Origin of the sequence: Zafaria sp. Z1313, assembly GCF_050563205.1 — a bacterium.
Taxonomy (GTDB): Bacteria; Actinomycetota; Actinomycetes; order Actinomycetales; family Micrococcaceae; genus JAZDCJ01.
Genome location: NZ_JBNWUK010000047.1, coordinates 1 through 4,058, shown reverse-complemented (window position 1 = coordinate 4,058; position 4,058 = coordinate 1). Strand labels below are relative to the sequence as shown.

Annotated in this window: 4 protein-coding genes; 2 read left to right on the top strand and 2 right to left on the bottom strand. The window is 61.9% G+C overall.

Annotation, left to right across the window (positions count from 1 at the left end; genetic code table 11):
* Positions 1 to 29: 29 nt before the first annotated feature.
* Positions 30 to 1,177 (bottom strand): IS3 family transposase gene (locus tag ACQ3I4_RS16575; protein ID WP_329863527.1). Its coding sequence is split into 2 segments (ribosomal slippage): positions 30 to 904 and positions 904 to 1,177, totalling 1,149 coding nucleotides; the frame shifts between segments, so codons are not numbered across the junction.
* A gap of 5 nt (positions 1,178 to 1,182) precedes the next feature.
* On the opposite strand from ACQ3I4_RS16575, the gene ACQ3I4_RS16570 reads away from it, so the two are divergent.
* Positions 1,183 to 2,064, top strand: a complete 882-nt coding sequence (locus tag ACQ3I4_RS16570; RefSeq protein ID WP_430633936.1) for a zinc-ribbon domain-containing protein — start codon at positions 1,183 to 1,185, stop codon at positions 2,062 to 2,064.
* Positions 2,065 to 2,770: 706 nt separating this feature from the next.
* The gene (locus ACQ3I4_RS16565) at positions 2,771 to 3,670 is read left to right on the top strand and encodes a TIGR02391 family protein (RefSeq protein WP_430633935.1); all 900 of its coding nucleotides are present in this window, start codon (positions 2,771 to 2,773) and stop codon (positions 3,668 to 3,670) included.
* A 10-nt stretch (positions 3,671 to 3,680) separates the two neighbouring features.
* Here the strand turns inward: ACQ3I4_RS16565 and ACQ3I4_RS16560 are convergent.
* The coding region (locus ACQ3I4_RS16560; RefSeq protein ID WP_430633934.1) for a transposase at positions 3,681 to 4,058 on the bottom strand (378 nt) is incomplete at its 5' end.

Here is a 4,058-nt window from a genome sequence, read left to right as displayed (position 1 = left end):
TGATTGGGTCCCGGTTAGCAGTCCAGTGGCTATGCGATAGCTAGTTGATTTTTCTGCGTCCAGGTGTCCCAGTATTGTTTCGGCGTCATGCCGTCGAGGGATCCGTGGGGCCGTTCATGATTGTAGATGTCCTTCCACTCGTCGGCCAAGTACTTCGCTTCGGCCATGGTGTCGATGATTTCCCCAGTGAGTTGTTCCCTTCTGAATTGGGCGTTGAATGATTCGGCGAACCCGTTCTGCCACGGGGATCCCGGGTCGATGAACGCCGTATCTACCCCGGCAGTGGCGCACCAGTTGACCAGCGCTGCGGCGGTGAATTCCGGCCCGTTATCGGAGCGCACATAGGTTGGCGTGACACCGGTTTCGGCGATGATGTCCTCCAGGACGGCGACCACATCGGTGGCGGTGAAGGACCTGCGCGGAACGATCGCCAGGGCGGTGCGGGTGTACTCGTCAATGACGTTGAAGAACCGGACATGCCGCCCACAGGAGGTCACATCGGATTGGAAGTCGAAGCTGATCACGTGCATCGGGTATTCGGCCTTCAGCCGCTTCTGCTCCCCGGCGCCGGGCCCGGTGCGGCGACGCTTACGCGCCTTCGGCTTGCACGTCAGTCCCTCGGCCCGCCAGAGCCGGCGCACCCGCTTAGCGTTGAGCACCACGCCAGCCCACTCCGGCTGGGCCAGCAGGCGCCAGCGGGCCTTCCGCCACCCCCACGCCGGATGCTCCCCGGCGATGGCCCGCAACGCCGCGCGTAGCCGGGCTTCCTCAAAGCTGACCGCTGGGCGTGACTTGCGCAGCGCGGAACGGTTCTGCCCCAGCACCTTGCACGCGAATCTCTCGGACGCCCCGAATTTCTCCACCGCCATGCGCACTGCCCGGCGGCGAGGTTCGGGGCTCAGAATTTTCCCTTAGCCACCTCGTTCAGGATGTCGATGGCCAGTTCCTTCTCGGCCAGCAACCGCTTCAGCCGGGCGTTTTCCTTCTCCAAGTCCTTGACCGCTTTGGTTTGGGCTGCGTTCTGCTCGGAACCGTACTGCTGCAGCCACCGATACCAGGTTGCCTCGGTGACCTGCAGCTCCTTGATGACCTCGATCATCGGCTTGCCGTCATTGAGCATCTTCTGCCCCTGCCGGACCTTCGCGACGACCTGATCCGGGGTATGCCTACGTGCCATAATCTGTGAATTTCCTCCTGCACCCATTATCGGATGCGAAACTCACACAGTCACCGGACTCCTACCCGGGGACCCAACCACCCTCTTCGACTGTGGCAGGCAGCAACAAGAAACAGGCATGGCAATGCGTCCACGGCCACTCATTCACCGCTACGGTGGCAAACCGGGCGCTTAACGGCTCCGGCTGCCCCGTCTGTGCGAATCTCGCGGTCAGTGCAGGAATCAATGACCTCGCCACCACGCACCCTGGACTGGCCGCCGAGTGGCACCCCGAACTCAACGGCGACCTGCGCCCGGAACACGTCATCGGTGGCCGGGACGCGAAGATTGCCTGGCTCTGCCCGGCCGGGCACGACTACTGGAAAACCGTCGCCAAACGAAAGGGCGGCCAAGGGTGCCCCATATGCTCGGGACGCCGCGTGGCACTTGGCGTCAACGACCTCGGCACCACACACCCGGCACTGGCCGCCGAGTGGCACTTCGAACTAAACGGCGATCTGGGCCCCGTGGATGTCTCAGCGGGCAGCGCGCTCACGGTTCACTGGATTTGCCCGGCCAAGCATGCCTATGACACACCTATAGGTAATCGCACAGGGGCGAAGAAGGCGGGCTGTCCCTACTGCTCCAACCGCAAGCTGCTGACGGGGTACAACGACTTGGCCACGCAGTATCCTGCCCTAGCCCTCGATTGGGACCCGGCACGCAACGGAGGGCTGACGGCCGCTGAAGTCTTGCCCGGCAGTCGGCTGCGCTCGTGGAAATGCGCGTACGGACACGAACAGGAAATGATGTTCCGCAACCGTCTGCGCGCTGGTGGATGCACGGGCTGTCCCCGTGATAGGCGAGCGGCCTCCCATCCGCCGGCGGAAAGAAAGATGCCAAGTTGATTGTCAGATTCGAGCATCGGCGTATCCGACACAACCGCCAATTTCCAAGGGACAAAAGCCTGTCAATCTGCCAACCACGCTGACATCTCACATGTGAGTTGCCAAATTAGTTGGCATAAGTGACAAGTTAGTTGGCCGATGACAACCGGCTTGGCATAAGTGACAGGACAGTTGGCGCGACGCCGTGTGACTTGAACGTCTTGTTGCGACTTTTGCAGAGTTTGCGCGACTTTAGAAAATGCACTCGCGACTTAGTCGTGACTAGCCGTGGGACGTCATCCACCGTGGGAATTGGTGTGAGGTGCCGGTCTAGTTGGAAGAAACGACCAAGATGGTTGGAAGCTTTCGACTAGACCGGCAATCCTAGATGACCAAGACGCGTTCCGCACCGAGCAAAATGATGTCTTCGTAGCCGGGCGCAGGTCTTGTGCAGCATCAGCGGCTGGCTGTTAGTAGCGGGGCCTTGGTTTATGTGGAAAACCGGAATTCTCGCTGCCTGCCGGTCCAGGATGAGCGGAATCGGATCTACCGGCGGCGCGTTCCGGTTCGTTTACTCGACCTTCACAACCAAGGCGTGCTTCAGGGCGGCACGCAGGGTTACAAGTTCGTGAGAGTTGACGCACGTTCGACAGGCTTGTGACAGGTAACCGACCCGCGGTGATTAACGAATTTGTGTGCGAACACCGCAGCTGAATGGGGGGGAGAGATGGACGTCCGGACGAACAGCGAGTACTTGGACTTCCTTGCGGAGCACCTCGATGACTTTTTGAGGACGTTCGAGGAGTTCATGACGCACCATGTCGAGAACTCCGGGTTCGGGGCTATGGCGATGGGGGTGGCCCCTGCTGTCCTGCTGAAGGATGGTGCTGACAAGGCGCGTGTCAGAGTTATCACTGATAAGCTGAACCGCCTTGTCGGCGCGCTCATGGATCTCAGCAGCGTCACGGACATCCGACTCGCAGTCCAGGGGGCAGGGGTGCTGGACCCCTTTGTGAACTGGCAGCGGATGCTCGAGCCGAAGCCCCTGCTCGACGCCCCTGTTGTCCGAGGTTGCTGCCTCCAGGCCGCAGGCCGGCGGGAGGGTCTCAAGGCGAAGGCAAAGGCGCTCTCGTCGCCAACGATCGAGCCGTCGGTCCTGCACCCTCTGGTGTGGGCCTCGGCCCAGCGTCTCTGGAACGACGGCCACCTCCGTCAAGCAGTTGCGGCCGCTGCGGAAGCCGTCAGCGGCCAGATGAAGCAGCTCACGGGTCGGAACAACGCGAGCGACACTTCTCTGTGGCAGCAGGCGTTCGCTCAAGCCGACCCCCAAGAGGGTAAGCCCCGTCTACGCTGGCCCGGTGACTCGGACGACCAGGACGTCAAGACGATGCAGGCCGGTCTACTGAGCTTCGCCCCCGGTGTCAACATGGTGATCCGAAACCCGGCGACGCATGTCGCAGTGGACTTCACCAAGCAAGACGGCCTTGAACAGCTAGCGACTCTGAGCGTTCTCGCCAAGTTCGTAGACCGGTGTCTCGTCGTGTCCGTCGATGGCGCGCCAGACCCTGACACCATGCAGTTGTTGTCACAGCCCGCAGGCGAACGGGACTGCTGCACGGTTAGGTGACAGGTTCTAGTCACGCCGCCAGTGCGACGGTCGTGTTCATGATGGTCTCGAACTCGATGGGCGTCAAACGACCCAGGCGTGCCTGACGGCGTCGCCGGTGATAGGTCCGCTCGATCCAGGTGACGATCGCGATGCGCAGCTGCTCGCGAGTGGTCCAGGAGCGGCGGTCGAGGACGTTCTTCTGGAGCAGCGCGAAGAAGCTTTCCATGGCGGCGTTGTCCCCGCTCGATCCGACTCTGCCCATGCTCCCGACCATGCGGTGAAGGGCAAGAGCGCGCAGGAACTTCCTGCTCCGAAATTGACTGCCCCTGTCGCTGTGCACGATGCAGCCGGCGACGTCGCCGCGCATCGCGACAGCATTCTCGAGCGCCTGAACGGCCAGGCGGGA